Consider the following 22,055-nt stretch of genomic DNA (forward strand, 5'->3'; position numbering starts at 1 on the left):
TGTCGTTATCTAATACATTGCCGGTAGCAACGGTATCTTCAGCGATAGTATTACTGTCATTAACCAGTACCGACGGATCATCAACAGGGGTCACTGTGATGGTTAATGTCGCGGTAATACCGGTATTGGTGGTGTAAGTGATCACAGGAACGCTGCCGTTCCAGTTTTCATTTGGGGTAAAGGTGTATGAGCCATCTTCATTGATAACTAAAACGCCACCTTCTAGAGTGACTTCTGTACCGGCATCATAGGTGTCGCCGTTCACTTCAAAGCTGACGACGCTGAGATCAGAATCTGGATCACTGTCGTTATCTAATACATTGCCGGTAGCAACGGTATCTTCAGCGATAGTATTACTGTCATTAACCAGTACCGACGGATCATCAACAGGGGTCACTGTGATGGTTAATGTCGCGGTAATACCGGTATTGGTGGTGTAAGTGATCACAGGAACGCTGCCGTTCCAGTTTTCATTTGGTGTAAAGGTGTACGAGCCATCAGCATTAAGTACTAAGATACCGCCTTCTAGGGTCACTTCAGTACCGGCATCATAGGTGTCGCCGTTCACTTCAAAGCTGACGATGCTGAGATCTGAGTCTGGATCACTGTCGTTATCTAATACATTGCCGGTAGCAACGGTATCTTCAGCGATAGTATTACTGTCATTAACCAGTACCGACGGATCATCAACAGGGGTCACTGTGATGGTTAATGTCGCGGTAACACCGGTATTGGTGGTGTAAGTGATCACAGGAACGCTGCCGTTCCAGTTTTCATTTGGTGTAAAGGTGTACGAGCCATCTTCATTGATAACTAAAACGCCACCTTCTAGAGTGACTTCAGTACCGGCATCATAGGTTTCGCCGTTCACTTCAAAGCTGACGATGCTGAGATCTGAGTCTGGATCACTGTCGTTATCTAATACATTGCCGGTAGCAACGGTATCTTCGGCGATAGTATTACTGTCATTAACCAGTACCGACGGATCATCAACAGGGGTCACTGTGATGGTTAATGTCGCGGTAACACCGGTATTGGTGGTGTAAGTGATCACAGGAACGCTGCCGTTCCAGTTTTCGTTTGGTGTAAAGGTGTATGAGCCATCTTCATTGATAACTAAAACGCCACCTTCTAGGGTCACTTCAGTACCGGCATCATAGGTTTCGCCGTTCACTTCAAAGCTGACCACACTTAATGCTGTATCTGCATCTGTGTCATTGCTTAAAACATTACCTGAAGCAATTTGATCTTCGCTAATTGTGATAGCATCGTTGACTAAAACTGATGGGGAATCGTTTTCACCTACGCCTTCTTCTTGAATAACAGCTGTTGGGGCAGCCGCTTGTCCAGTCGTGTCGTAGCCATTATCTGCAAGTGTTTCGCTTCCATCACGGGAAACCGCAATGTAACCTGAGTTGCCTTGATTAGCTGTTGGTGAGCCTGCGGCCGTTTCAGGTAATTCTTCTGTTGGATCTTCACCAGATGCAATAAGCGCTTGAAGAGCTTCAATTTCATCTAAAGCCGCTTGATCGACAACTTGATCGTCTTGTGCTGCATTAACAAGCGTGTCATCGCTAGGCAATTCTGAGCTATTAAAGATGGTACCATCATCAAAAGTGATAACGAAACTGATGTCTTCGTTACTTAAAACTTTAGCGCCCGCTGGAACGGTTTGGCCGAGTTGCAGCTCAACAGTTTCATTATTAATTGTTACGGTCACTTGGCCTTCTGAGGCAGAAAGTATACCATTTTGTGATGTTATCATCGATCCCATTTGAAGCTCCCAACAGCTTTGATAAACCAGATAATTAATACCTAAGTATGTACGATCTTGCGAAACTAGATACTAATACTATTAGTTAAAAAAATTTTTTAACTACAATCTAACAATACTACCACCTAACACCAATATGGTCAATTTTTTGACGTTACAGGAATATTAAATAAGTATCTGAAAAATAATTTGTTAACTTAAATTGACACAATGTTAGCCGTGTAAGAATTATACAAAATTTTACTTATGGTATTAGTAATTTTTATCGGCATAGATGAGTAATACTAAATAAAAAACCGCACAAAATGCGGTTTTTTATGTATGTGAAGATTTAAAATAATACTTAAGTACTAGGTTGTGATTGCGGCCTTGCGATAGCTTTGCGTCGCTGACGTGTTTTCACCAAGTTGCTCTTGCGCTTGAGCAAGTGCTAACCAAGTTTGTCGCGTAGGTGCTATTCTACAAACGTTTTGCCAATGGAGCTTAGCTTGTTTCGCATCACGTTTTTGCATCGCAAGCTTGGCGAGACAGGTTTGGAAGTCAGCATCATTTTCATGTGTTGGTTCTAGGCGCTCAATTAATTTATGTATTTCGACATCGTCTGCAGAAATTAAATCTGGTAATGCGTTAAATAGTGTTGATGATGGTTGTGTTTTTAGTTGTTTACTGAGTAATTTTAAAGCCTTTTCTTTGCGTTTAAAGGCGTTTAAACCATGCGCATAGGTAATAACAAGTTGCTCATTGCTACGTTCAGCTTTGCTCAGCCATTGCCAACACTTCTCTAGTTCAGCTTCAGATTCTTTAGCAGCATTTGTCAATAAAATGGTATTAGTTTGTATTGTTAATGTCGCTAGCTCGTTCTCGCTGAGTAACTTACGTTTAGCGACAATGGGTAATATTAATTTAAGCGCTTGCCAGTCTTGTTGCTGTTGATAAAGATCCATCGCTAATTTTAAAACAGGAGCACTACTTTTGCTGGTAGGACTAAGTTTATCAACAATGGCTCTTGCTTTAACTAAGTCACCTTGTTTGATGAAATAGCGTGCCCGAGACGTATTAACAGCCGTTTGAGCAACAGGATTTTTTTCTGCTTGAGTTAAATAGTGATCACGTGCGGTTGTTTTGCCTTGATAGTGAGCCGCTCGTGCTGCTGCGAATAAGTTTAACAAGGGGATTTCGCCTTGTTGTGCTCCCTTAGCCATTGCTGACTCTGCGGCTGGCCAGTCTTCTTCGGCAATGGCAAGTGCGCCAATCAAAGTGTGTTTTTTAGCTGCCTTTTTTCGCCACTTAGCAGGTAAATAACGGCTACTTAATATTATATTAAGGAGCAGTACCAACAGCCATTCAATTAATTGCAGTGCAAAATAAAAGACAATTAAACCAACAACGGCAGCAACCAAACTGGTTTCAATTTGATATTCACCTATTGCGATATAAACATAACCACTTTGCCCAATAATGAGCGGGCTTAAACATAACCCAATTAATATAATCAACACATACACTAATGTTTTAATCATTGTGCAAGTTCCTCCGCCGGCATGATTTCACCGTAGGTAACCAGTTGTTGAAGCAAGGGTGAGGCTTGGAATTTGTTGAGCGTCACTTTCTCAATTTTGACTTTAGCAAGCTTATCTAATGCTTCAATAGCCTGCTGGGTTTTTGGATCTGTTAAATCAAAATATTGTTGCAACCATTTGTCAGCTAGCGCAATAGACTGCTGATAATTAGTTTGGTCAAAGCGGTATAAAGACAGCTGTGCTTGCAGCAATTTATTACGAATATTTTCGACCAAATACCATTGTTGCTCTGGTGATAACAGTGGTTCTAAATCCGTGGTACGTTTACGGATGGTGATAAAACCGTCGGTGAGATCATGCCAGGTACGCGCGAGGTTTTGTTGCCAGTCGTCAATTGAGTTTGTAATTGGCTGTGTGCCAGATCCCTTGGCAAAATTTTCGTTTGCTCGGTTCAGTGGCAATAGCGTTAGACTGTCGATAACGGTGTCTAATTCAAAAATAGTATTGGTAATATCAGTGGTTTTTAATGTTTTTACTTTGTTTATGTCATCCGCTAACGCTTTACGTAAAGCGGTTAACGCAGGATCTTTCATTGCACTGATACGTTCATCTGCTGATTGCAATAGGCCCATTGCAGTTTGTGGGTCATTTTCTAGCCACAGTTTTCTACCGGCCATTCGCACTAGATATTCAGCTTCAGAAGCCATCCAATGATTAGGGCTACGTTGAGCAATAACGTTGACACGCTCTTGTAATAACTTAGTTGATTGTTGAAGCTCAGCAAGCTTGGCATACGCTTTGGTATCGTTAAGTTGCTGCTGTTCTAATGTTGACAAGCGTTTATTGCTAGTCATTTCAACTTGTTGTATTTCATACTTTAATGATTGATTTTGCTTGACTTGCTCGGAGATGTTTTTCCCTAATTGAGCTTGACTACCGTCTTGCTTATCTAATTGTAAATAAAGCCAATAGCAGCCTAAGGTTGCAGTAATCGCTATCACTAAACTCAATAGCACGCCAAGCCTAATCCACCAAGAACTGGATTGGCGATGGCCTTGCTGATTCGTGGGTGTGCTTTTGCTCTGCTCATGCGGCTTATTTTTGCCAGTTGAGGATTGGTTCGTTTGAGTTTTTTTGGCCGTTGCAGGCTTTTCATCAGCGCTAGGAGCAGGAGAGATGATTTTCTCTTCCTGGTTTGCTGGTGAGTTTGGATCTTTTTTATTGTTTTCCATGAACAGTCCTTGAAAGCAAAAATACAACCAATAAAAGCAATGTTAATTAATGCATGTCGATGCTACATAACAATATCATAACAAATTTATGCCCAAACTCGTAAGTGTCGCTTGAGTATTTGCTCCATTTGCATTGGTAATATGGCTTAATCCCATTGCTTTTGCTTGTATTTCGACGCGATTACTGGGGACTATGATATGACATGAGCGTAACCATGCAAATGATTCTTTTGGCGCAAGGTTAACTAGGTTGGATAATATTTCACCGCTGGTGACCACAATGGTGTCAATACCAAATGATTGCCATTGCCGGTAGATGTCATGACCGTTAAGCGCTGGTGTTGTGCGTTGATACACTTGCCAGTAGTTGACCTTGGCGCCACGTGCGGTTAATTGCTCTGCTAATGTTTCTCTGCCACCGACACCACGAATAATCAGAAAGTTTTGGTTTTCAACATGTTGTAGTTGTGGCAAAGACAGCAGTCCTTCACTGTCTTGGCTTGAGTCTGGGGATGTATAGGCATGAATATTAAATTGTGAGAGGCTATCAGTCGTGGCCTGACCGACGGCAAAATAACGACAATGACTTGGAAAGTGCTGCAATTTTTGAGCTGCAAACTTTACGGCATTGGTACTAATAAACAGTAAATTATCTGTGTGGAGCAGACTCGATTGATTGAATGCTTCGCTTGTTGCTGTGATGTCGAGTAAAGGCGTAACAAGATAAGCAACTCCGTTGAGTGCGAGTTGCTCCTCCATTGCTTGATTGCGCCCTTGTGGGCGCGTTAGCAAGACTTTCATTTTTATTATCTCATTGCCATAAGTTAGCTGGCATATACAGCATCTAAAATGGTTTTAGCGCCTCGACTTAATAAATCATCAGCTAATGCCTGGCCTAGGGTTACCGCATCTGTTTTAAGGCCAGAGACTGTGCCATGAATAATGTGGCTGCCATCTGGATTACCCACTAAACCACGTAAAGTTAACGTATCGCCATCGATTTCTGCAAATGCACCAATAGGAACCTGACAGCCGCCTTCTAAGCGAGTGTTCATGGCACGTTCAGCAAGTACTCTGTAACGTGTTTCTAGATGTTCAAGAGGGGCCAATAGTGCTTTTACGCGCTCGTCATCAGTACGACACTCAATTCCTACAGCACCTTGCCCATTCGCTGGCAGTGACTCTTCGGCAGAAATAAAGCTGGCAATACGATCATTAAGTTTTAAACGGATAAGGCCTGCAGCAGCAAGAATAATGGCGTCGTAGTCTCCACTGTCGAGTTTAGCTAAACGCGTGCCGACATTACCACGTAAGTCTTTAATGATTAAATCTGGTCGAGCAGCACGAATTTGACATTGGCGACGTAAGCTTGAAGTGCCCACTACAGCGCCCTGAGGTAGTTCGTTAATCGCTTTGTAGTTGTTTGAAACAAACGCATCACGTGGGTCTTCGCGCTCACAAATGACTTGTAATCCTAATCCATCAGGAAAATCGACCGGCACGTCTTTCATTGAATGGACCGCAATGTCTGCACGATTCTCTAACATGGCGACTTCAAGTTCTTTTACAAATAAGCCTTTACCGCCCACTTTTGCTAATGGAGTATCAAGAATGACATCACCTTTGGTGCTCATGGGCAGTAGTTCAACCCGTAATCCTGGGTGGAGACGTTCAAGCTCAGCTTGAACAAATTCTGCTTGCCACATAGCCAGTGGACTTTTACGGGTTGCAATACGAATTACATTTTCAGACATAGTAGTAAATCCAAGTCAGATAGCCTTAGTTAAGCTAATGCTATCATTGCCTAAGCTTGGATGTAACAAATCGATGCTAATTGTTTGAAGTCTGTAGTGCTTATTGGTCTTGTTGATATCTTTTTAGTGTAAGTTAATGGGTGATTCAATGTTACGATGATCACAGTTTTGATATAATTGTGATGTCCAACATTGCTTTATTAGTGGTAAATTCAATTATCATTAGTGTTAGCTCTGTTACGTATGCATTTAGCGAAAGATATAAGGAAGTAAGCTTTGGCAATTGTCACGGCATGTCATCAACAAGCATTAGCTCAGCAGCTTAATCGTATTCGAATGGCGCGAGTACTGAGTGTGCTGCCTCAAGCGCAACAGCAGTTATTTCATCTAATCCCGTTAATGTTGCAAGTTAACCATGCTGACTTACCCGGTGCCTTGAATGAGAATACGCCTTGTGGCATCGACTATTTTTCGTTGAGTGACGAGGCAATCGCAGCGTGTAAAGCCATGTCATTGCCTATCCCAACAGTGCTACAGCCTAACTCGATGGCCTTTGAAGGCGTTTATGCCATGGGCAGTTCGGCAAGTTTTGGCCAAAATCAGCAAAGTGATATTGATGTGTGGCTGGTGTATAAACACGGGCTAACCCAGGCAGAGCTAAACTTAGTCAATGATAAAAACAAACTATTGACAGATTGGTTTGCCAGTTTTGATTTTGAAGTTAATTTTTACCTTGTGCACCCAATGCAATTTCGTGACTCAAACGTATGTGAGAGCGGTCAATCTCTGGGTTTAGAGCACAGTGGCAGTAGCCAACATTGGTTATTGCTCGAGGAATTTTATCGGACACACATTTGTTTAGCGGGCAAAACCGTTGCATGGTGGCCAAGTGCCAGTCAGCACGCTACTGCACAATATCCGCATTTATTGTATCTAGGCGATGTCACGTCGTTACCAGCAGCAGAATACTTTGGTGCCTCGTTATGGCAGTTATACAAAGGGCTAAATAAGCCTCATAAAGCATTGTTGAAAGTTTTACTGCTTGAGACGTACGCGGCTGAGTACCCTAATACAACGCTTATTACACAACAAATTTGGCAATTGTGTGAGCAGCAAAATTTTAGTTGTGATAACGACGCTTATTTGCTGCTTTATTACAGAATTGAACAATATTTATTAGCACAAGAAGATCATCATCGTTTAGAAATAGTGAGACGTTGCTTTTACTTAAAGTCAGGGGTGATGTTATCGCAACTCTCTTTGCAAAATGAGCATGATTGGCGTGCTCATAAAATGAGGCAGTTAGTGGCTCAATGGCACTGGAGTCCAGAGTTAATAGCTGCGTTAGATAACAGCCCTAATTGGCACTCTGGACAGCTTAAATGGTTTAATCAGCAATTAAGCGAATTACTCCTCACCAGTTATAAAAATTTACTGCAATTTGCTTCTACCCAAGCGTTAAGTGATCGTATGCGTGTAGAAGAACTCGGTTTACTTGCGCGTAAGTTACACACCTATTTTAGTGATGATGACCATATACTGCAGCCGCTCAATCGGTTGTGGAGTTTGTCTATTCAAGAGCCTCAATTAGTTGTTCGCTATTGTGAGGCGTCTACTCGATTTTATCTCTACCGCCAGATGCCACCAGAAAGTGTCGCCTCAGAAGATGAGCTTTGCGATTCGTTGGCGAGCATTCATGCAAACCAGGTGATTCATGATGCAGACAATGTGTGTAGCCTTGTTTCGTGGGCAGTAATGAACGGCCTTGCCACAGCGGATACTAAGTGGACACAAGTGGGGAGAGGGCGCCGCCGCGCGGATAAACTTGGGTATTTAAGCCGTAAACTGATCCCTGTTTTACATAATGTGCCTATGGTGTCAAAACGCCATTTATGTGAGCCCTGGTTTTATCAAAAAATTGTATTTGTGGTTAACGTTGATGATGACCCAACAGTAAACTGGCAGGGACAAGAATTGATGTTTGATTATCTTGACCTTAATGTGTTGTCGTTTGGTCGTGATAAAACCAACCTGATATCTTCGGTTGCGGTGGTGTGTTTAAACAGTTGGGGTGAATGGCACAGTCACCGTTTTCATGGTGATACCGCATTATTAGAAGCGATTTCGTTTATTGTTTTGGGGTTAAAACGATCTGACGATAAGGTGGATTTGTCTATTATTAGTTGCTCGGCAAAATTGAAGCAGCCAATTTTTAATCAGCTTAAAGGGCTGTTATTTCGCTGTTATGGCTTGATGAAAAAAGTCAGTCAAACAAACACCTTAATGCATCAAATTACCGTGGGTGAATTTCGGTATGGCATGTACTTCAATTCATTAGGAATGATGTACCGCAAAATTGATACTACAGTGAAAAAAGACTTGGTGGAAAATTTGGTCTTAGCAAGGCCAGAACTAATTGATGATCCTTATGCCAGTGTTCCTTCGGTTATTCAGCAATTTGTAGCCACAGGTGCAAAGCAATATTTTTTGCGAGAGCGAAATGAAATATTAGATGTCTTTATTGTTGATGAAAATAATCAGCTTACACAAAAGCAATATCAACATGTCAGCATGAAAGACTTTGTCGGCAAAGAAAGCCATTTGTATGTATTTAATCAGCGACAGCAGCGTTTACCCGTATTTAATATGCCGCAGTTTTTTCAGCTTTGCAGAATAGAAGGCGAGTTACAGGTTCACCCTTTTGGGTTATCCGATGATGAAATGGGAACGGCATTTTAGCCAATGACGCAGTAGACACCAAAATGGGCTCAGTGATTGCCGAGCCCATTGAGTATGCTAAATATCTAGCTCAATACCACTTTGCTTTTTGATTGAATCAATAACAAAAGGCATAAACTCCAAACTGTTACGAGTGTCTAGCCATTTACCATCAGTGTAATTGAAGTGAAAACCGCCAAACTTTGTTGCTATCCATATTTCATGAAGCGGCTCTTGCTTGTTGATCACGATTTGCGAACCATCTTCAAAAGACAATTGCAACACGTTACCGCTCGCGTCAATATCGACATCGGCATCTTGCTCATCAATCGCTCGTTCAACAGCGTTATCAATCTCGCCAAACATTTCATCTGCTAATCGATGAAATTCAGTATCTGTCATTGCCATGCATTTCTATCCTTTGCTTTCTGCGTTATGAATGCGATTATAAGACCATTATTCACTAGATGCACAGATGTTGAGAAAAATGAGACTGCTTTTATTTATTTTGCTTGCTAGCCTATTTGTAACCGCATGTGGTCAAAAGGGGGCGTTGTACAAATCACCTGAGCCTGTGGCCAATCAAGTTGCCTCGAAAACAGTCAGTACTAATGGGCTTGATAAAACAGAAGCAGCAGAGTTACAACCCTCTATTTCACAACAAGAATAGCATTTATAAGGACCTTATTTTGGATTACTTTTCTTATCAAGACGATGCATTGTTTGCAGAAGAATGTGACGTGGCGCAGTTGGCAAAAGCACACGGCACGCCATTGTATATTTACTCAAGAGCAACGCTAGAGCGTCATTGGCATGCATTCAATAATGCGGTTGCTGATCACCCACACCTTATTTGTTACGCAGTAAAGGCGAACTCAAATTTAGCGGTATTAAACGTGCTTGCTCGTTTAGGCAGTGGTTTTGATATTGTGTCTGGCGGTGAACTGTCGCGAGTGTTACAGGCAGGTGGCGATCCTAAAAAAGTGGTGTTTTCTGGTGTGGGTAAAACGGTTGCAGAAATGGAGCAAGCACTGCAACTAGGCATTTATTGTTTTAATGTTGAGTCGAGTGCCGAACTTGAACAGCTTAACGACGTTGCAGGGCGTTTAAACAAAGTCGCGCCAGTGTCATTGCGCATAAACCCAGACGTTGATGCCGGTACACATCCTTATATTTCAACAGGCCTTAAAGAAAACAAATTTGGCATTGCAATGGAAGAAGCGGAACGCGTCTTTGCCCGTGCGGCCTCTCTACCTCACTTAAAGGTTAAAGGCGTTGACTGTCATATTGGTTCTCAGCTTACTGAAATTAAACCTTTTTTAGACGCAATGGATCGTATGTTAGCGTTAATCGATAGGTTAGCTAGCCAAGGTATTGTAATTGAACACTTTGACGTTGGCGGCGGTTTAGGGGTGACTTATAACGGCGAAACGCCACCACACCCAAATGCTTATGCTGCGGCTTTACTTGAGCGGTTAAATGGGCGCCCATTAAAGTTAATTTTTGAACCTGGACGCGCTATTGCGGCTAATGCAGGTATTTTTGTTACCCAAGTGTTGTATTTAAAAGAAAACAGTGACAAACGTTTTGCTATTGTCGATGGTGCGATGAACGATCTTATTCGACCATCACTGTACAGTGCCTGGCAAAATATTATTCCGGTGAAACAAACGGATGCAGACAAGTTTGCTTATGATATTGTAGGTCCAGTATGCGAAACGGGTGACTTTTTAGGGAAAGATAGACAGTTAGCCGTTAAAGCTGGTGATTTATTAGCCGTTCGTTCAAGCGGTGCTTATGGCTTTGCCATGTCATCTAATTATAATTCACGTCCTCGGGTGGCTGAAATTATGGTTGATGGGGCTAAAGATGTGGTGGTACGTCAGCGTGAAACACTAGAACAACTTTGGCAAGGTGAGCACCTGCTACCGTAAATTAACTTGTTATTGGTATAACGTTTTAAAAGGAAACTTTCGTGATCCATTTTACCAAAATGCATGGGCTAGGTAATGACTTTATGGTCGTTGATGGCGTAACACAAAATGTGTTTTTTTCGCCTGAGCAAATTCGACGTCTTGCCGATCGAAATTTTGGGATTGGCTTTGATCAATTATTATTGGTCGAACCGCCTTATGATCCGGATCTCGATTTTCATTATCGTATTTTTAATGCAGATGGCAGTGAAGTCGAACAATGCGGTAATGGTGCTCGCTGTTTTGCGCGATTTGTTAGAAATAAAGGCTTAACACAAAAAAACAAAATTCGCGTGAGCACCAGCTCGGGTAAAATTACTTTACGCATTGAACGGGATGGTCATATTACCGTTAACATGGGGGTGCCCGTTACCGAGCCGAGCCAAATACCGTTTAAAGCTAAAAAAAGCGAAAAAACCTATTTATTACAAACACCAATGCAAACTTACTTATGCGGTGCTATCTCAATGGGTAACCCGCATTGTGTTATTGAAGTTGATGATGTTGAGGCCGTCAATGTTGACGAGATAGGCAGTAGTTTGACGCGCCATGAACGTTTCCCTAAAGGGGTGAATGTCGGCTTTATGCAAATTATGAGCCCTAGCCACATTAAATTGCGTGTTTATGAGCGTGGTGCTGCCGAAACCTTAGCGTGTGGTACAGGTGCTTGTGCTGCCGCGGCTGTTGGTCAATTACAAGACAAACTCGATAAGCAAGTAAGGGTCGATTTACCCGGTGGCAGCTTAGTGATTAATTGGGACGGAGAAGGTAAACCCTTGTGGATGACGGGGCCTGCCGAACACGTATACGATGGACATATCCAACTATGAGCGACATGACCACAGACGTATCAACCACTAAAAACGACCATAATGCGCTGGAAACAGTGAGTAGTACAAAGGCGAAAGACATCAATACTATAGGGCATGATTTAGGCTCAGAAATGCGCACAAATATACACCAACTTCCATTTGATGAAATGCTGATCAGAGAGTATTTATTAGATAATCCTGATTTCTTTAACCGCTATCCTGAGCTATTGATTGCGATGCGTATTCCGCATGCTGAACGTGGCGCAGTCTCTTTGGTTGAGCGGCGTCAGGAGTTATTGCGACAGCGTGTGACTGAGCTAGAAGAAGAGATCACCTCTTTGATGAAAATCGCCACTTATAATGAAAGAATATTCAACTTTAATAATGAATTATCATTTAAATTGCTGGCATGTAAAGACCTGGGGGAATTACGTCAAACATTGTCTGATGGTTTAAAAGGTGAGTTTGGTTTTAGCCATGTTAGGTTGATTACCGTTCACGAAATTGACAGCGAGTTATCTAATATCTGGCGTCACCGTTTGCAAAGTGGTTACTATTTTGGCCGTTTAACTCACTCTGAATCGTCGCGTTTATTTGGCAGCGAAGTCGGCTCTGTGGCATTAACTAAGTTATCTGACAATAACGGCCAAGTGATTTTTGCCATTGCGAGTAAAGATCCTACTCACTTTAATCCAGATATGGACTCTTTATTATTTAGTCAGTTACGTCATTTATTAGACCATATATTACCGCAATTATAACCGAGGGACTGATCAATGAAGCCAACAGACTGGCAAGAGGTATTTGGCCAATATCTGACTTCAGAGCGGCAATTATCGGCATACACTGTGCGTAATTATTTATTTGAATTGCGCCGTGTTGATGCCTTATTGGCAGACGACATTGATTTAGTCGCGGTCACCACAGAGCAATTGCAAGCAGTGATAGCGGGGCTACACCGTAAAGGGTTAAGCCCGCGCTCTTTGTCTTTGTGCTTATCTGCAATAAAACAATTTTTTGAGTTTTTACTGCAAGAAGGTGTGGTCAGCGTTAATCCCGCTCAAACTTTAAGTGCTCCTAAGCAAAACAAACCGTTACCTAAAAACATGGATGTCGATGCTGTGAGTCATTTACTGGCGATTGAAGGAAATGACCCTTTGAGTTTACGAGACAAAGCGATCATGGAGTTATTTTATTCAAGCGGGCTTCGGTTAGCTGAGCTAGCCAGTTTAGATTGTGCTGATATTCGTTTTGAGCAAGCTGAAGTGAAAGTGTTAGGTAAAGGCAGTAAACAACGCATTGTACCAATAGGTAAAGTGGCATTAATGGCAATAAAAGACTGGCTAGACTGCCGTCAGCAACTGCCGTGTATAAATGCTGGTGATGCATTATTTGTGAGCCAACAGGGAAAGCGTTTGTCACATCGAAGCATCCAAACCCGCATGGCTAAATGGGGCCAAGATCAAGCGATGTCGGTAAAAGTTCATCCACATAAGTTGCGTCATTCATTTGCAACTCATTTGCTTGAATCAAGCCAAGATTTACGTGCGGTGCAAGAGTTACTGGGTCACGCTAATTTATCGACGACACAAATATACACCAGTTTAGACTTTCAACACCTTGCAAAAGTGTATGATGGAGCGCATCCAAGAGCGAAAAAAGATAGGGGAAAATAATGACATACCAACAATCAGCTTCTATTATCCAATATCAACGCCTACAACCCTTTAAAGCCATTAGTTTTGATTTAGATGACACGCTTTATAATAATCGTCCTTACGTTACACATGCCACTGAGCAATTATTTGAATTAATTAATCGTCTTTATCCTGCGACAACAGCTTGGCGTAGTGAGCAATGGCAACAGCTTAAACATCACCTTTTTACCTTGAGACCCGAACTGGCTCACGACACCAGTGCGGCGCGTTATGCAATGTTGCATCAGGGATTACTGCACTTTGGTTATTCCGAAACACAAGCAAGCCAAGGCGCACAATTAGGAATGGACTGTTTTCATCATCATCGCAGTGACTTTACTGTGGCGTCTGACGTATTAGCTGTGTTGCAGCAATTGGGGCAGCAGTTTCCTTTAATAGGCATAACCAATGGTAATGTTGACTCGAGGCGTATTGGTTTAAGTGAGGTGATGCAGTTTGTGTTGCACCCCGGGCATGGCGTTAAAATGAAACCTCACAGTGATATGTTTACACTTGCTTGCAAACAGCTTGTGATTGAGCCTTCACAGTTGTTGCATATTGGCGACCATCCATTGTCAGATATTGCTGGCGCGAAAATGGCAGGGTGCCAAAGTATTTGGTTAAACCCTTGCATGCAACAAAAACACAAAACCGCCCAAACGGTATTACCCCATGTTGAAGTTAACCAGTTAACCCTGTTGCTTAGATTGCTTTAATGTTAGGTCCACCCCAGCTTTTAAGCTCATTTGTTTAACTTGCTCTGGGCTAGCGTGCATATCGGCATCGCCTACACGAAAATAGGTTCCACTGAAGGGATCAGTACCGACATAAATGGGCCTGAGTTTAACGTCGACACTCGGGACGTGAATGCGGATAAGCTTTTTAGACATGATTTCGATAATTTGCACATCTGTTGGCGCTAAAATGTTATGGCTGATTTTTTTAGGATCATTAAGGATTGTCCAGATTTCGCTCAGCATAGGCATAGGATTGACTATCCCTTCGATAGTAAATTGCCCCTGTTGCTCTTTCACTCCTAAAATGATTTCGCCGCCCAAGGTATTAGCAAAAGCACTGTAACTTTCCCACATACCTTCAGGCAATTTGCCATTGCCGTCGCGCCCGCCAGCGAGTTTAAATTCTACTTGTGCTGACTCTTGTAAGTTGGCGATATCATCTAAAGCGAAGGTAGGATAATGGTGTGGCGACATATTGAGCTCCTATAACGCAGCATCTAGATAATGTCACTGTAAGAAGTTTCACCATAAAAAGAAAGCAAATCTGCAAAGGGAGAGCACAGATTTGCTTTTGAAAATATACCATTGTGTATTAATAAGTGACGACTCTTAATGTGTCCAAGCGCTTTGATTAAGGTGTCGCTGTACCGTCATTGTGCTGCCTTTCAAATCGCGAAAACGCAAAGCAAAAGCGGCAGGGGCGTTCTTTTGTGGCAAGCGTTAATAGGGCTTAAACATGCGTTGCATAGCTTTGAAAGAGTACCACTATTCATTCATCCGCCTCGTTCTACAGTAGACGTGTCTAACATACTCATTACAGAGTAACTCATGCGGTGAATCACTTAATTTCCAGCGCTTTTGGAAAAAGTAATGTATTTTCAACCTTAATATGGTTTTGTAAATCGGCATCAAACTCTGCCAAAGTGCGATAACAGGTTTGCCACGTTTGACAGACACCAGCAGGTGGGGTGTAGTTATTGGTAAGGCTTCTTATGGTATGCAACATTTGGTCTGCATTTTCATGCTCATGCAACATCATGCTGATGGGGTTGCTGATATGGCCAAAGCATCCATTGGTTGGTTGACCCAGGCTTAGTGATTTGATGGCTGGAAATAAAATACGCTCTTCTTTCATCAAATGTGGCATCAGTTCGGCTATTAGCTCACTCACCGCATGGGCTAATGGTTTTATTTCACTGTGCTGTTCACCATGTGCCTTGACCATTTTTTCAGTGTACTCGACTAATAACGGCGCCGTTTCACGAATATACTGATGATGGGTTGCTTCAATATGATCAATTAACGCGATTAAAGATAATTGCTGTAATACAGGTGTGGCGTGTTCGGTTAACATGGCAATCCCAAAGAGGCATACAAATTACATGTACTTTATATGCCTCTTTTGGTTTGCTCAAATAAAAACCATAAAGTTGTTAGCTAACTCACATATTGATTTGAACCATGGGTTAGATAGCGCATGTTTCACCGGGATTGAGTGCCGTGCTCAATACCAAATTACTCACCTGCTGCTCTGCCAGCATGCCACCAATGCGCAATAAATTATTTTGCCAACAAAGTAACCCTCGGTGATCCATACTCGGTTGCGATAAGGCTTGTGGCGTTAGCCACTGCTTACTCGCTAGATCAAAACGATACTGCTGGCCAGTTGGTTCACTTGGCTGCCCGTTATAGCCAATACCTGAATAATTGTACGGATTATCACTGCCACCTAAAAAGACGATTTGGCCACCTTTAGCTGTTATTACCCCTGTAGCCGCCATTCGGTAATGAGCGGTAGGTGAAGTTGATTGGTTTAAGGTTTGATTGCTAACAGAATAGTGCGGCAATAATTGCCAATCTATCCTTAAATGATTGTCAGGGTTTATCTGGCCAAATAAACATACTGGTGAGGCTTGATAGCTTCGGCGAGCATTAATACGTGGCTGCACTGTGACTCCATCACACAGCACTAGCTGGTTATCTACCATGCCTACCGCTTGACCAAACACAGCAGGCGCGGGAATGGGGCTGGCCTGTGCCCATGTGTTGGTTTGGGTGTCATACACCTGGACTAAATTAACATTGCCGTCGTTATGCCAGCCGCCAAACAAGTAAATGTAACGCTGCTGATAGGTCGCTGCGGTGGTGTCATCAACCGCGACAGGCATGTCAGCAATCCGCTGGTAGCTGTTGGTGCTAATTGCATATCGGTAATTGTCTATTGTGCTTATTTCATCATGATTTTTGGACACGGTATAACCACCAAACACATAGGCGTATTCGTTTAATCCCACGGCAATGGAGGCTAAGCGACCAGAGAGTGGCGCGACAAATGGCACAGCTTTAATCGATTGCCATTCATTATTTGGATGATTGAGCGCCAATGCCCACGCTTGATTATGTACAGCTTGATAATCTTTGCCTTTACCTAACCCCATAAAGCTCAGTAAGTATGTTTGTTTATTGGCATGCACCATGGCGACTGCGTTATTACTGACCGCTTGCGGCAACGGCGCCAGTTGAGCTGCTGTTGACGGTATCGCTATTGTCAGGGCAATCAATGCCATGATACTGGCTAAGCTTGGGTGCTGAGCAATAAATGGTAAGCGAGGAAAGTTAAGCTTGGTTAAGCAAAACATGGATTGAGTCCTTTAATTGATGGTTTTTACTGGCCGTGTTGTTTAATGCCAGTGACCGTAAGTACTGGATATTCGATTTATGGTTTAACGCCTTTACCCATACGTATTTCGATACTGTATTTGTTGGGTGGTTGGTTGTCTGCATTGTTGTGCTCGACAATAATAAACCAATCAAACCCCAGTTGTTCAGTTAACGTTGACGCCTGAGTGAGACTGTTAGTGTGTAGAGTGGCCTTATTTTTACTGACAATCTCTAGCATGTAATAGTTATCGGTAATTTTTCGCTCAAGATACTGGTACCCATTTGCTTGTTTGTATCGTGGGGTTAGTGTGTGGTTAGCACAACCACTGAGTGTGGCGATGGCGATAATGGCGATGACTAACCCAACAGTTATCTTGACCTTTTGATGCATGTTTACCTTCACTTTACCAATTGTTGTAATGCTTGTTGCTCTTGCGCCACAGTGAGTGGTGCGTCAGCCATAAGCTTATCGAGTTCTTCATCAAGTGGGGAGCCAGCACTTGCTGTTTGATATTGAGCTTGCTGCCCGCTTTGATTATTGGAATGGGTGTTATATTCTAAGCTGGCAACCTGCTGCCATTGCCCCTGTTGTGCACACGCAATGGTGTGACTTTTTTGAGTGGTATTTTGCACAGCATACTGGCGGCATAATTGCCCTTGCTGATTGTAAAAACTGAGCTCAACAGTCATTACGCTGTCGTTATCTAACATAGTGTCAACACCGCTGGGTAGTTGCGTGAGCTGTTCGTTAATTTCTTGTTGCAGCCACAAATCATTTTGCGCGGCAATACTGGTTTGACTTTGGGTTGGCGACTCTATTTGATAAACGCCATAGCCAGCAATGAGGGCAATAACGGCAATGGCCGCAGCATATTGTTGAACCTGTTGCTGCGCTTTGCGCCACCAAGGAAACTCGACAACATTGTTTTTCACTGGATTGTCTGTGACTGAATTATCTATCACAGGATTGGTTGCAACAGGCTCAGCATCGGCCAATAATGCTTGAGTCGCTGCGGGTATAGGTTGCTGAACAATTGCTTGATAATGGTCTTTTACCATCGCATCGACCATGGCTAACTCTGCTAATCGCTCAGCAATGGCTTCATCTTCTATTAATGCCATTCTGACCTTTTCCATGTCATGCTCTGGCAGCTCGGCATCTAAAAAGGCTGATAAGGTTTCATCGCTTAAGTTCATGCCATGCTCCCATTAGGTTGTTTAAAAAAGCTCACCATATTGGCCCTTGCTCTTGCTAGGCGGCTCATAATGGTGCCGGTTGGAATGGCTAAAATATCTGCCGCTTCAGTATAACTCATGCCTTGTACAGCAATTAATGACAATACTTCTCGTTGCTCGTTAGATAAGCTATTCATTGCTTGGTTTACTTCACCGAGTGTTATGTCGTTAATGATATCGGCCTCACCATCGCTGTAGTTTTCTGATTGTAGTTCTGGTTTTGCGGTTGCGAGAGTGCGCACTTTTTGTGCTCGATAGTCATCAATCCATTGATTGCGACATATTTTAAATGCCCACTTTGCTATAGGGACATCTTCTGGTGGCGGTGAATTTAACACCCGCAGCAGTGTATTTTGCACTAAGTCGTCGGCATCGGGCATTGAGCCTGTTAATGAATATGCAAAGCGTCTTAATGCGGGCAGTAATGTGGTTAATTCTGTCTTCATATTTTAAGTTATACTCTTTTTGCCTTAAAGTCGGCCTTGTATTGATAACGGGTCAACAGATTAATTTATTCCAAAGAGAGGGAATTTTTTATTGTTGTCAGACGTTTTAATGTTACACACTATACGCCAAGGTAGATCAATGAGAACAATGAAAAGATATAAACTGACATTATTAAGCTTAGCCTTTGTGCCTTGGGTTGCTACAGCCCAGCTATTACCTATTACTCAGTTGCCTGACACCATAGTGGATCACCTTGACCGCAGCGTAAATCGTAATGCTGAGCGTCTACAAGAATTAAAACAACAACGCTTAATTGAACAACAACTGCAAAAAACACTCACGATTAAAGCCCAGTTATTAGACCCGCTAGTGCAATTGCCTAGCGTGTTACCCATATTAGATACCCGTAAACAGCTTGTTTGGAATGAGGTTGAAGTGGAGCTTGGGCAGCGAGCGGTTGAGCGTGAATGGCTGATCTTGCTATCTGAACCTCAATGGCAACAGGTTTTGGCTGTTGAGCCGGCCTTAAATGAGTACGTACAACATCGCAAAAGTTTAGACAGTATCGGCTTACAATTGATTAAGTTGCGCGTTCCTGAGTCGTTAAATAATACCGCCCAACTTCGTCAACAATTACCTGAGCTGTTAGCGCCTTATTTAAGTCGTAATTTTATTTACCAACCACAAACGAGCTCTGTGGCTGAGCAAAATACTGTTAAAGATGTCAAAGCAGACACTCCCCTAGCCATGTGTGACGTTCCGATTGTGTTAGGTATGGTTGATACTGCAATTAACCCTAATCATCCGGCTTGGTCGGGTAAAAACAAGGATTTTGCGTTAATTCAACAAGACTTTTTACCCGCAACCATGCCTACCTCCTATAGCCATGGCACGGCAGTCGCCGGCGTTTTAGCCGGTAAAAGTGAAGTACTAAGCCCATTATTACCTTCGTTAACCTTATACAGTGCAGAGGCGTTTTATGCGCAAAATGAATACCAACAAGGAGCAACGCTCGAAAGCATTCTTCAGGCGTTAAATTGGTTGGTAGAGCAAAAAAATAGAGTGGTTAATATGAGTTTGACCGGGCCTAATAACCCCGTTTTAGCTGAGGTCGTTTCTCGATTAGTGGCAAAAGACGTTATTTTAGTGGCTGCGGCGGGTAATGGCGGCCCAGCTGCCGCACCTCTTTATCCCGCCGCCTATGATGGGGTCATTGCCGTTACCGCAGTAGATGATTCAAACCGATTATATCGCTGGGCTAATCAAGGTGAATATATCGACTTTGCAGCAAATGGGGTAAAAGTATTAACCGCTCGTGCAGATGGCTCAATAGGTCGTGAGAGTGGTACGTCAATGGCGACGCCTGTTGTGAGTGCTAAAGTAGCGTGTTTACTGGCATCATCTCCCACATTGACTCTGGCGCAAGTTGTGCAGCAACTACAACAACAAGCGCAAGACTTAGGCGAACCGGGAAAAGACTATCAATATGGTTATGGCTTGTTAAGCCGTCCTTTAAAAGCTGGCTTGTAGCATTAATCCTGCACGGGTTTCATCGTAGTCGGCAGTGCTCAATGTCGACTGAAAATCGCCGTATTCAACAGAGGTTAATACCGCCCAGTGTTGACCTAGATTAACTTCCCATGTCGCATCAAATTGCTGATGCACATCATCCCGACGATTATCCTTGTCAGCGGCTTGATAGTCGCGCTGACTCATTTTGGCTCCAAATTGGATTGTTTGCTGTATTTGCCATAATGAGAATTGATTAGACACGCGAGCGTTTAAGCCTGTCGAGGTATAGCTGAACTCAGTGGTATTGGCTTTTTCATCTTCATAGGTTACCCCTAGTGAAATAAAGCGCTGCCCCTGATTAAAAAACCAAAATGAATCAACAGCAACACTATTACTTTTGGCATCACGCGCTTGGATTTGGGCAAACTGTTTGTCTGCGTGGGTAACATTTGGGCGCAAAAACCAGCTGTCAGATAGGCTGTGCATAGTGTAAATGCTAAATTGGGTTAAGGTTAAAAAGTCGCTGCTATCTAGGTCGGCTTTGGCATAATACACATTGGCACCTAGAGTGGTTGAGGTCAGTGCATAGCTCATGTCAGCAAAGGCTAGTTGTAAGCGTGAATCATAATCGCTGGCCGTTTGGTAGCTTTTGTCATTAAAACTGTAGCCGCCATCGAGGCGCAAATTGTCGCTAATTTGCCACCCCATATCAATTTGTGCATCCACAACGACTGCCGTGTCAGACTCGCCGCTGGCTTGTTCAAGTTCACTAATATTGACGTTAGATTGATATTCCATCCCCGCCTTCGCTTTTCCGCTCACAGACCAGGCATCTGCGGTGTCGTTTGCCCATACTTTTGCCCATAATAATGGGCACGCACTGGCCAGTACGATTGCTGTTGAGAGTGCGGTATAACGAGTTAATAAGGCCATGATATCAGTTCCTAAAATCCACTGGGAAGATAAGCCGGCAAGGTTGCCGGCGTAAACGAGGTTGGATTAGTTTGGCTGGGTTATAAACCGCCGGTTAATCGAATCGTATTTTGGATCGTGTTATTCACTTCAGCATTAATGGTTTGACTGACCGCCTGTGTGACTTGCTCACGGGCATTTTGTTGTACTAATTCATTTGTACTTGCTTGTAACTGTTGTTGAACCGTGGTTAATGCCGTGGCGTTTATAGCCGATGAGGTTGCTTGTGAGATTGCTGAGTTGGTCGCTGCAGACACTGCGTTGCTGGTGTCAACGAGTGTATTGGCAGCCATGCTGCTTTGCAGTTGTGTTGCACTGTTAGCTGCTGCGGTCGTTGTTAATTCGGTTGCGCCATTCGTTGCGTTTTCGAGCGCAAGTTCGGTTGAGTTAGCCGTAGTCAGTGCGCTATTTGCTGCGCTTGCTATTAATTGGCTTGATGCATTCGCTGTTGTTTGTGCCGCTGTTGACACCGAGGCTAATGTTTGAGTTGATGCCATTTGGGCTGTGGTCGCCGCTTGACCTGCTAACTCAGTAGCCAGCGTCACGCTGCCACTGGCTAGATCAGTCAGTTGCGAGGTTGCAATTTGCGATACAGCATCCACATTAGCACTTGTAGTGTCTACCGCTGTACTCGTTAATGAGTTGACTGCCGTTAGCGTTTCTGTTGGCATTGATAACGTGACTTCGCCGTTAGCTGATGTTGATGATTCTGCCGTCATTGAGCCAGAGTCATTTGTTTCACTCGTGTCTGTAGTGTCAGTTGCAGTATTTTGCTCAGTAGTGGTTTCGTTACCGCTAGTATTGCTCGTTGCTGCAGTTTGGTTATTATTTTGTAGGGTAACACTGCCACTCATTTGGGTGGATTGACCTTGGCTAAATTGCACATCAGCTTGTGCAGATGTTGAGGTTGAAACAGACATTTCAGCACTCATTGCCATTGTTGAAAAACACGCTAGTGCGATTAAAGTTGGTTTAAATAATGTGTTCATTGTAGTTTCCTCGTTGTTGTC

At 43.1% G+C, this 22,055-nt stretch carries 22 protein-coding genes; 8 read left to right on the plus strand and 14 right to left on the minus strand.

Translation table 11 applies throughout. The annotated features are described in order from the left end of the window. The 5 genes from L2703_RS07005 to hemC form a co-directional block, all read right to left on the minus strand. Positions 1-1,774, minus strand: a 1,774-nt coding sequence (locus tag L2703_RS07005) for a retention module-containing protein (RefSeq protein WP_248970408.1), incomplete at its 3' end; no start/stop codon positions are given. A 350-nt stretch (positions 1,775-2,124) separates the two neighbouring features. Beyond that, positions 2,125-3,294, minus strand: coding sequence for a heme biosynthesis HemY N-terminal domain-containing protein (locus tag L2703_RS07010; RefSeq protein ID WP_248970409.1), 1,170 nt, complete (start codon positions 3,292-3,294; stop codon positions 2,125-2,127). After that, entirely contained in the window at positions 3,291-4,526 is a 1,236-nt protein-coding gene (locus L2703_RS07015) for a uroporphyrinogen-III C-methyltransferase (protein ID WP_248970410.1), read from the minus strand. The genes L2703_RS07010 and L2703_RS07015 overlap by 4 nt, the downstream gene beginning before the upstream one ends. 75 nt (positions 4,527-4,601) lie before the next feature. Further along, entirely contained in the window at positions 4,602-5,327 is a 726-nt protein-coding gene (locus L2703_RS07020) for a uroporphyrinogen-III synthase (RefSeq protein ID WP_248970411.1), read from the minus strand. A 23-nt stretch (positions 5,328-5,350) separates the two neighbouring features. Beyond that, positions 5,351-6,280: a hydroxymethylbilane synthase gene (gene hemC, locus L2703_RS07025; protein WP_248970412.1), complete on the minus strand. Its 930-nt coding sequence runs from the start codon at positions 6,278-6,280 to the stop codon at positions 5,351-5,353. 276 nt (positions 6,281-6,556) lie between these two features. On the opposite strand from hemC, the gene L2703_RS07030 reads away from it, so the two are divergent. After that, positions 6,557-9,019 carry a class I adenylate cyclase gene (locus L2703_RS07030; protein WP_248970413.1) on the plus strand — a complete coding sequence of 821 codons (2,463 nt, stop codon included), beginning with the start codon at positions 6,557-6,559 and terminating at the stop codon, positions 9,017-9,019. A 57-nt stretch (positions 9,020-9,076) separates the two neighbouring features. On the opposite strand, the gene cyaY is transcribed toward L2703_RS07030, so the two are convergent. Beyond that, positions 9,077-9,406 carry an iron donor protein CyaY gene (gene cyaY, locus L2703_RS07035; protein WP_248970414.1) on the minus strand — a complete coding sequence of 110 codons (330 nt, stop codon included), beginning with the start codon at positions 9,404-9,406 and terminating at the stop codon, positions 9,077-9,079. A 67-nt stretch (positions 9,407-9,473) separates the two neighbouring features. Between cyaY and lptM the strand changes: the two genes are divergently transcribed. From lptM to L2703_RS07065, 6 genes are all read left to right on the plus strand, one after another. Beyond that, positions 9,474-9,668 carry an LPS translocon maturation chaperone LptM gene (lptM, locus tag L2703_RS07040; RefSeq protein WP_418357601.1) on the plus strand — a complete coding sequence of 65 codons (195 nt, stop codon included), beginning with the start codon at positions 9,474-9,476 and terminating at the stop codon, positions 9,666-9,668. Positions 9,669-9,687: 19 nt separating this feature from the next. Continuing rightward, on the plus strand, positions 9,688-10,932 hold the full coding sequence (gene lysA, locus L2703_RS07045) for a diaminopimelate decarboxylase (protein ID WP_248970416.1): 1,245 nt from the start codon (positions 9,688-9,690) through the stop codon (positions 10,930-10,932). A gap of 41 nt (positions 10,933-10,973) precedes the next feature. Further along, entirely contained in the window at positions 10,974-11,801 is an 828-nt protein-coding gene (gene dapF / locus L2703_RS07050) for a diaminopimelate epimerase (RefSeq protein ID WP_248970417.1), read from the plus strand. A gap of 113 nt (positions 11,802-11,914) precedes the next feature. Then, entirely contained in the window at positions 11,915-12,544 is a 630-nt protein-coding gene (locus tag L2703_RS07055) for a DUF484 family protein (RefSeq protein WP_248970529.1), read from the plus strand. Positions 12,545-12,559: 15 nt separating this feature from the next. Then, a complete protein-coding gene (gene xerC / locus L2703_RS07060) occupies positions 12,560-13,459 on the plus strand; it encodes a tyrosine recombinase XerC (protein ID WP_248970418.1) in 900 nt (299 codons plus the stop codon). Further along, complete coding sequence (locus tag L2703_RS07065) at positions 13,459-14,196, plus strand: HAD-IA family hydrolase (protein ID WP_248970419.1); 738 nt, start codon at positions 13,459-13,461, stop codon at positions 14,194-14,196. Before xerC ends, L2703_RS07065 begins: the two co-directional genes overlap by 1 nt. Here the strand turns inward: L2703_RS07065 and L2703_RS07070 are convergent. From L2703_RS07070 to L2703_RS07095, 6 genes are all read right to left on the minus strand, one after another. Continuing rightward, positions 14,170-14,691, minus strand: a complete 522-nt coding sequence (locus L2703_RS07070; protein WP_248970420.1) for an AlbA family DNA-binding domain-containing protein — start codon at positions 14,689-14,691, stop codon at positions 14,170-14,172. The two genes, L2703_RS07065 and L2703_RS07070, sit on opposite strands and share 27 nt — an antisense overlap. Positions 14,692-15,055: 364 nt before the next feature. Beyond that, entirely contained in the window at positions 15,056-15,571 is a 516-nt protein-coding gene (locus L2703_RS07075; RefSeq protein WP_248970421.1) for a hemerythrin domain-containing protein, read from the minus strand. A 112-nt stretch (positions 15,572-15,683) separates the two neighbouring features. Continuing rightward, positions 15,684-16,856 carry a Kelch repeat-containing protein gene (locus L2703_RS07080; protein WP_346347545.1) on the minus strand — a complete coding sequence of 391 codons (1,173 nt, stop codon included), beginning with the start codon at positions 16,854-16,856 and terminating at the stop codon, positions 15,684-15,686. A 77-nt stretch (positions 16,857-16,933) separates the two neighbouring features. Further along, positions 16,934-17,269 (minus strand): hypothetical protein, encoded by a 336-nt coding sequence (locus L2703_RS07085; protein ID WP_248970422.1) that lies wholly within the window; start codon positions 17,267-17,269, stop codon positions 16,934-16,936. An 8-nt stretch (positions 17,270-17,277) separates the two neighbouring features. Further along, positions 17,278-18,075, minus strand: a complete 798-nt coding sequence (locus L2703_RS07090) for an anti-sigma factor family protein (protein ID WP_248970423.1) — start codon at positions 18,073-18,075, stop codon at positions 17,278-17,280. After that, the gene (locus L2703_RS07095) at positions 18,072-18,560 is read right to left on the minus strand and encodes an RNA polymerase sigma factor (protein ID WP_248970424.1); all 489 of its coding nucleotides are present in this window, start codon (positions 18,558-18,560) and stop codon (positions 18,072-18,074) included. The genes L2703_RS07090 and L2703_RS07095 overlap by 4 nt, the downstream gene beginning before the upstream one ends. A 148-nt stretch (positions 18,561-18,708) precedes the next feature. On the opposite strand from L2703_RS07095, the gene L2703_RS07100 reads away from it, so the two are divergent. Then, complete coding sequence (locus tag L2703_RS07100) at positions 18,709-20,091, plus strand: S8 family serine peptidase (protein WP_248970425.1); 1,383 nt, start codon at positions 18,709-18,711, stop codon at positions 20,089-20,091. On the opposite strand, the gene L2703_RS07105 is transcribed toward L2703_RS07100, so the two are convergent. Next, a complete protein-coding gene (locus L2703_RS07105; protein WP_248970426.1) occupies positions 20,074-21,006 on the minus strand; it encodes a surface lipoprotein assembly modifier in 933 nt (310 codons plus the stop codon). The genes L2703_RS07100 and L2703_RS07105 overlap by 18 nt on opposite strands. Before the next feature lie 80 nt (positions 21,007-21,086). Then, positions 21,087-22,034, minus strand: coding sequence for a hypothetical protein (locus tag L2703_RS07110; RefSeq protein ID WP_248970427.1), 948 nt, complete (start codon positions 22,032-22,034; stop codon positions 21,087-21,089). Between the last annotated feature and the right edge of the window lie 21 nt (positions 22,035-22,055).

This window comes from Shewanella basaltis (assembly GCF_023283885.1).
In the GTDB taxonomy this organism is placed as follows: domain Bacteria; phylum Pseudomonadota; class Gammaproteobacteria; order Enterobacterales; family Shewanellaceae; genus Shewanella; species Shewanella basaltis.

Coding starts and splice junctions, on each gene's coding strand:
- hemC (WP_248970412.1), bottom strand. CDS start 6,280: ATGTCTGAAAATGTAATTCGTATTGCAACCCGTAAAAGTCCACTGGCT.
- L2703_RS07090 (WP_248970423.1), bottom strand. CDS start 18,075: ATGAACTTAAGCGATGAAACCTTATCAGCCTTTTTAGATGCCGAGCTG.
- L2703_RS07100 (WP_248970425.1), top strand. CDS start 18,709: ATGAAAAGATATAAACTGACATTATTAAGCTTAGCCTTTGTGCCTTGG.
- L2703_RS07065 (WP_248970419.1), top strand. CDS start 13,459: ATGACATACCAACAATCAGCTTCTATTATCCAATATCAACGCCTACAA.
- L2703_RS07080 (WP_346347545.1), bottom strand. CDS start 16,856: ATGTTTTGCTTAACCAAGCTTAACTTTCCTCGCTTACCATTTATTGCT.
- L2703_RS07095 (WP_248970424.1), bottom strand. CDS start 18,560: ATGAAGACAGAATTAACCACATTACTGCCCGCATTAAGACGCTTTGCA.
- L2703_RS07105 (WP_248970426.1), bottom strand. CDS start 21,006: ATGGCCTTATTAACTCGTTATACCGCACTCTCAACAGCAATCGTACTG.
- L2703_RS07085 (WP_248970422.1), bottom strand. CDS start 17,269: ATGCATCAAAAGGTCAAGATAACTGTTGGGTTAGTCATCGCCATTATC.
- L2703_RS07055 (WP_248970529.1), top strand. CDS start 11,915: ATGCGCACAAATATACACCAACTTCCATTTGATGAAATGCTGATCAGA.
- L2703_RS07015 (WP_248970410.1), bottom strand. CDS start 4,526: ATGGAAAACAATAAAAAAGATCCAAACTCACCAGCAAACCAGGAAGAG.
- xerC (WP_248970418.1), top strand. CDS start 12,560: ATGAAGCCAACAGACTGGCAAGAGGTATTTGGCCAATATCTGACTTCA.
- L2703_RS07075 (WP_248970421.1), bottom strand. CDS start 15,571: ATGTTAACCGAACACGCCACACCTGTATTACAGCAATTATCTTTAATC.
- lptM (WP_418357601.1), top strand. CDS start 9,474: ATGTTGAGAAAAATGAGACTGCTTTTATTTATTTTGCTTGCTAGCCTA.
- cyaY (WP_248970414.1), bottom strand. CDS start 9,406: ATGGCAATGACAGATACTGAATTTCATCGATTAGCAGATGAAATGTTT.
- L2703_RS07070 (WP_248970420.1), bottom strand. CDS start 14,691: ATGTCGCCACACCATTATCCTACCTTCGCTTTAGATGATATCGCCAAC.
- L2703_RS07110 (WP_248970427.1), bottom strand. CDS start 22,034: ATGAACACATTATTTAAACCAACTTTAATCGCACTAGCGTGTTTTTCA.
- L2703_RS07020 (WP_248970411.1), bottom strand. CDS start 5,327: ATGAAAGTCTTGCTAACGCGCCCACAAGGGCGCAATCAAGCAATGGAG.
- L2703_RS07010 (WP_248970409.1), bottom strand. CDS start 3,294: ATGATTAAAACATTAGTGTATGTGTTGATTATATTAATTGGGTTATGT.